Below are 5,791 nucleotides of genomic sequence, written 5' to 3' on the forward strand. Positions count from 1 at the left end.
CTCTTGAAGAGCTTCAAGTACTACTTTTGTTTTAAAGCCTGCGCTGTAAGTTTTTCTCTTTTTCATAACAACAAGTTTATTAAATTTTCAAATTATACTTGTTGTCTAAATTTTGGGGCTAATTATATTGTTTCAGAATATTTTCCAAGTTATTGCAAAATAATTGTAAAAAAACATTTGCCTAAAGAAATTAGATATATTGATTTATTTGCTGGACCGGGGAGATATGAAGATGGAAATCCATCAACACCAATTCTAATAGCAAATCATTGTAAAACTGATGATTTTCTAAGGCAACATGTTAAAATGGTTTTTAATGACAACAATTATCATCAAGAACTAAAAGAAAATTTCTTGAAAGAATTTCCAGAAGGAACATTTAGGCATAAACCTCATTTTGGGAAAAGCACAGTTGGTAATTGTAAACAGATAACACAATTTCTTTGTAGAAACACTCATGATGGAAACCATAATGAATATCCAGCACTACTTTTCATAGACCCGTTTGGATATAAAGGAATTGAAACAAAAGTTTTAGCAGAATTTTTAAAGAACTGGGGAAATGAAGTTTTTCTTTTTGTAAATACAAAAAGAATCCATCCAGCCTTAGAAAATGAAAAATTCGAAGGTTTAATGAATGATTTATTTCCAACAACTTATCAAAAAATCAAAAATGACAGACGATATAAAACCACCGTTTCTGGAAGATTAAATCTTATCATTGAATCACTTGGGCAAGAATATGAGAATCTTTTAAAAGGTAAAATTTATTATACAGCATTCAAATTTCAGGAAGAAGATATCGAAACTACCAGTCATTATATTTTGCACATTACAAAAGGAGCAAGAGGTTATGATTTAATTAAAACAATTTATAACGATTTTGCAAATGTTGGGACTATGTTCGATGGCGTTAACACTTATACTTTTGATGCAAAGAAATTCGACAAACCAGTGACTGAGTTGTTCGATGTCAATTCATTGAATATAGATAAACTTAAAAATGAACTTTACAATTTATACACTGGTAAAATAATTTCTTCTTTTAACCTATTTGAAAATCATCACACAACCGGATTATATAGCCGAAGTCATTATACAATAGCACTAAGAAGACTTGTGGATGAGCAAAAACTCATTGCAGAATTTACCGATAACAAATCACATAAAGTATCAGTATTAATTTCAAAAGATTGCATTTTAAAATTTAAATAAATGGCGAATTCATCAATAGAGTGGACTGAAATGAGTTGGAATCCGACAACGGGTTGTACAAAAATTTCATCAGGTTGCAAGAACTGCTATGCTGAAATAATGACTCGCAGACTGAAAGCGATGGGACAAGAAAAATACAAATTTGGTTTTGATAAAGTTATTCCACATCCAAGTACATTATCAATTCCTTACACATGGAAATCCTCAAAAATGATTTTCGTGAATTCTATGAGCGATTTATTTCATGACGACATTCCTTTGGAATTTATTCAACAAACTTTTAAGGTGATGAATGATAATCCACAACATGTTTTTCAAGTTCTTACAAAAAGGGCAGAAAGACTTTTTTCATTTCATCAAAACCTTAAATGGACTCATAATATTTGGATGGGGGTTTCTGTAGAAAATAAAGAAGTCACAAGTAGAATTGATTTTTTGCGAGATACAAATGCAAAAGTTAAATTCATTTCTCTTGAACCCCTACTCGGTCCATTAAATAAAATAAACTTGGAAAAAATTGATTGGGTAATTGTAGGTGGAGAAAGCGGACATAAACCAAGACCAATAAAACAAGAATGGGTTTCAGACATTCAGGTTCAGTGTGAGAAAAACGGTGTTGCATTCTTTTTTAAACAATGGGGAGGTCAAAATAAAAAAGCAAGTGGTCGACTTCTAAATGGTAAAATTTATGACGAAATGCCAATGGTAAAAGATATTGAAAATGAATAAAAGCCAGCACCTAACACGTGGTATAAGTCATGGCTGGGTTTGTGCAGATTCGACAAGTCGAATCTCGTCCCAACCTTCGTTTCGGTCGGACTGGTCAGACTCTCGTCTGACCGCCACGACCTCATACCACCACCGTTACCAACTATAAAAAAACAAAGATGAAACCACTATTAATTGACTACGCCATTGACACTGAGCAACCAAAAAATCAGTTTAAATATGAGTATGATTTTGAAGAGTCGCTGAGTATTGTTTTAATAAACAATGAAAAGAAAGCCCTAATCGAAACTAACAATCAGGATTTTGCTTTGCAGACTAGAACAAAAGTTTATGACGAAACTAATGAATGCAATGTAGATATGATTAATATGCAAACAAAAACTAGGGTTCATCAAGAAAATGACGATGCATATCTTCAATTATTAGATATGACGATAAAAACCTACGTAAAGCAAGAACGAGATGACGAAAGTTCTAATAATCTCAAATAAATCAGATATTACTTCAGACTTTATAGTAAAACAGTTAAAGGAAAAAGAAATTGACTTCTTTCGTTTTAATACTGATGAATTGACTAAAACCATTAGCTGTACATTAGATTTACATAAAAATTCATTTATTCTTTACGACACTATTAAAAAAGAAAAGGTAAATCTTGCAGGGATTACCGCGGTATATTTTAGAAGACCAGAATTACCAATTATAGAATATGATGATTTAAATAGAGGAGAAATTAATTTAATTCAAAATGAGATTTTATTTACACTAGAGGGTATATACAAACTTTTGCGGAAGGCTTATTGGATTAGTCCTATTTATTCGATTCGAGAAGCGGAGAATAAAATATTCCAGTTAGAGGTTGCAAAAGAACTGAATCTCAAAATCCCTAAAAGTATTGTCTCAAATCAATATGAAGATGTAAATGAATTCTATTCAAACTGTGATGAGAATTGTATTATTAAACCCATAAAAAGCGGGGTAATTGAAGAAGAAAATAAATCTAAGGTCATTTATACAAACCTATTGGATAAAATACCTTCATCACGAGAACAAATAAATTCATGCCCTAACTTCTTACAATCTCACATATTAAAGAATGGAGATGTGAGAGTTACAATGGTTGGAGAAAAGGCCTTTGCAACTATGATACATTCACAAGAAGATTCAAAGACGAAAGTTGATTGGCGTATAAATCAAGACTTTCTTAAGCATACAAGAATTGAGTTACCATCAGATATACACAATAAATGTGTCAAGTTACTTAGACACTTGAATCTTAGATTTGGTGCAATTGATTTTGTGCTAGACAAAAATGAAGAGTTCATATTTCTTGAAATAAATCCGAACGGTCAATGGGCTTGGATTGAGAAATTAACAGGATATCAAATATCACATGAAATAACTAATCTCCTTGTCAATGAAAGCTTTTAAAGATTTACGAGAATTAATTTGGCCACTACTCGAAAAAGGTCCTAAACAAGAACCTATTTTGCTAGAAGAAAGCAAAATAAGCATAGAGGAGAACAAGATTAATGATGCGCTTAAACAAGCATTAGAATACTTTGATGTAGAAAATGACAGAAATAAAGCTGTTGAAGCCAAATCATCTATTTTTATAGGAACAATGAGTGTTGCTATTTCTGTAGTTTTAGGAGTAACGTCGATTTTATTTAACTCTAAAAGTTTTGATTCTAATACTTTAATATTAATCATCTTTCTTTTTATCCTTATTCTATATTTATCAAGAACACTATGGTTTTCGATAAAAGTATTAGAAAGGAAAGGTTTTTATATAATTGAAATCGAAGATTTTCTATTTAAAGCCGCAAACGAGAAATATTATAAAAAACTAATTGTTGACATTACAAACAAGACAAGAAAAAACTCAATTAAAGTAAATGAAAAGGTAAGTAATATGGCGATGGCTCAAGAATATTTCAAACGAGCAATATTTATTATACCTCTTTATTCATTGACTTTGCTGATTTCGTATATAATCAAATTAAAATATCTGACTTTGATTTAAAATCAATTAGGATTTCACTGCCTGAGAATTGGACAATATTGGTTTTATATATCTTGGTATTGATATCCATTATTCTGAGTATAATAGTATTAACGAAATTGAAAAAAAAGAAATAACAGTTGCCTAACAAATTGTAAATTGCATTGCGGGGTTCGTGGTGTGTCGTTCGCTGGATTCTCGTAACATCGTTCCGTCCTACCGGACAGGAACGCGCTCCGAAATCCGCAACGACAACTTACAAGTGACCGTTAGGCACCATTCCCCACATAAGCACTTCCGAAATAGATTTAAACGCAAATTATCTATTTCTCCAGAGCTTATTAAATACTGTTGCTAACGACAAAATTTTAGCACTTTTTTGAAAATTTTCAGATACAAATAAAGCTGAAAGCATTATGAACAAAGGGATACAAGATAAAAAAAACAAAATTTGACGTTAGTCAGAATAATAATAGAAGAATGATGTTAACAAAATACATACAATTAATTTTCTTATTGTTCCTCTTTTCATGCCAAAATGATAAAGATATTTCTAATAAAAAAGAATGGATTTCGACGTACCGAGATTCTTGGTCTGACCCTGGAATTTATTTGGATTTATCAGATAATGACACGTTATTCTTTACCAAATATTTTGAATTCAACAAATTAAGAAGTTATAAATACTTTATAGATTCTGCTAATAACCTGATACTTGATGACACAACTGTTTATGGGCAAATTATAAAATATACTGATGACATTCTTCTTATAACAGATTCTGCTCAAACCAATTCATTTATTCCAATTAAAAATTCCCAAACAAAAAAGGACACAAGTGAAATAGAAAAGATTCTACTAACCAATAATTGGTTAGTAAAGGAAAGGAACGATTCTATAAGACTTGAGTTTAAAGAAAAGCCATACTATTACAATACATCAAGATTGAAAATGTATTATCGCATAGATGAGTCAAAGGGCAATGAATCATTTGATGTTGAATGGTGGACTATAGAAAAATATAACAATTCTCTTTTTATAATATTATCCTATTTTCAATTAGACTATCAGATTTATCAAGTAATAAGTATTTCTGATTCAAAGATAGTCACAGAAACTTGTTGGAATGACTCAATAGAAAATGTTGAATTCATAAAACTAAAGAAATTATCAAAGAATAAATATCAGAAATTAAGAGACAACTTGGTTGGCACTTGGGAAATGATTGACTTTGAAGAACCTGTTTCAGATTCAATAAGCGAAGCCCCGGAAAAAGAAATTACTTTAAATAGTTTTAAAAGAAATAGACCATTCATCGAGAAAGATTCAGTTCCAAGCATATTGGACAAGTATTACCAAAAAAAAACAATTAATTACACATTTTCTGAAAATGGTGAATGTTCGATGAATACAGATAAAACTAATCTACGAAAGGCTAACTGGAAATTATCAAATGATGGAAAATATATTCAAACTGAAGATGGATGGATGAGGTCAATGAAAATTGTTTCAATAACTGATAGTATTTTAATAACTGAGAAACATGAAATTATTGAATATCCTTACAAAAATGGATGGACGGATAAATATATTAGAGAAAAATTTAAAAAAATTACGGTGCCTAACAAGTTGTAAATTGCATTGCGGGGTTCATGCAGTGTCGTTCGCCGGATTCTCGTTTCGCAGTTCCGTGTCCTTCGGACAGAAACGCTCTTCGAAATCCGCTACGACAACATGCACCAGCCGTCAGACTGTCTAAAAACCTAACCATATTTTGTTAAAAACTCAGACATATATCAACAGCGACAAATACAGGTATTTAGTACCTTCAGGCATGAAATA

Annotated in this window: 6 protein-coding genes; all 6 read left to right on the plus strand. The window is 30.9% G+C overall.

The features are described from left to right. Positions 1-1,215: three-Cys-motif partner protein TcmP (gene tcmP / locus D1164_RS23330; protein ID WP_119352319.1), on the plus strand; the 1,215-nt coding region annotated here is incomplete at its 5' end. Beyond that, positions 1,216-1,944 carry a DUF5131 family protein gene (locus D1164_RS23335; protein ID WP_119352320.1) on the plus strand — a complete coding sequence of 243 codons (729 nt, stop codon included), beginning with the start codon at positions 1,216-1,218 and terminating at the stop codon, positions 1,942-1,944. A gap of 158 nt (positions 1,945-2,102) precedes the next feature. Further along, positions 2,103-2,435, plus strand: coding sequence for a hypothetical protein (locus D1164_RS23340; protein ID WP_119352321.1), 333 nt, complete (start codon positions 2,103-2,105; stop codon positions 2,433-2,435). After that, on the plus strand, positions 2,407-3,375 hold the full coding sequence (locus D1164_RS23345) for an MvdC/MvdD family ATP grasp protein (protein ID WP_119352322.1): 969 nt from the start codon (positions 2,407-2,409) through the stop codon (positions 3,373-3,375). Before D1164_RS23340 ends, D1164_RS23345 begins: the two co-directional genes overlap by 29 nt. Continuing rightward, the gene (locus tag D1164_RS23350; RefSeq protein WP_119352323.1) at positions 3,362-3,970 is read left to right on the plus strand and encodes a hypothetical protein; all 609 of its coding nucleotides are present in this window, start codon (positions 3,362-3,364) and stop codon (positions 3,968-3,970) included. The genes D1164_RS23345 and D1164_RS23350 overlap by 14 nt, the downstream gene beginning before the upstream one ends. Before the next feature lie 459 nt (positions 3,971-4,429). Next, a complete protein-coding gene (locus D1164_RS23355) occupies positions 4,430-5,584 on the plus strand; it encodes a hypothetical protein (RefSeq protein ID WP_119352324.1) in 1,155 nt (384 codons plus the stop codon). The last annotated feature ends 207 nt before the right edge of the window (positions 5,585-5,791 follow it).

The sequence above is a fragment of the Mariniphaga sediminis genome, from assembly GCF_003573545.1.
Classification (GTDB): domain Bacteria; phylum Bacteroidota; class Bacteroidia; order Bacteroidales; family Prolixibacteraceae; genus Mariniphaga; species Mariniphaga sediminis.

What these genes read in the sequence shown, in the direction of transcription:
- D1164_RS23335 (WP_119352320.1), top strand. Translation starts at nt 1,216, where the DNA reads ATGGCGAATTCATCAATAGAGTGGACTGAAATGAGTTGGAATCCGACA.
- D1164_RS23340 (WP_119352321.1), top strand. Translation starts at nt 2,103, where the DNA reads ATGAAACCACTATTAATTGACTACGCCATTGACACTGAGCAACCAAAA.
- D1164_RS23345 (WP_119352322.1), top strand. Translation starts at nt 2,407, where the DNA reads ATGACGAAAGTTCTAATAATCTCAAATAAATCAGATATTACTTCAGAC.
- D1164_RS23350 (WP_119352323.1), top strand. Translation starts at nt 3,362, where the DNA reads ATGAAAGCTTTTAAAGATTTACGAGAATTAATTTGGCCACTACTCGAA.
- D1164_RS23355 (WP_119352324.1), top strand. Translation starts at nt 4,430, where the DNA reads ATGATGTTAACAAAATACATACAATTAATTTTCTTATTGTTCCTCTTT.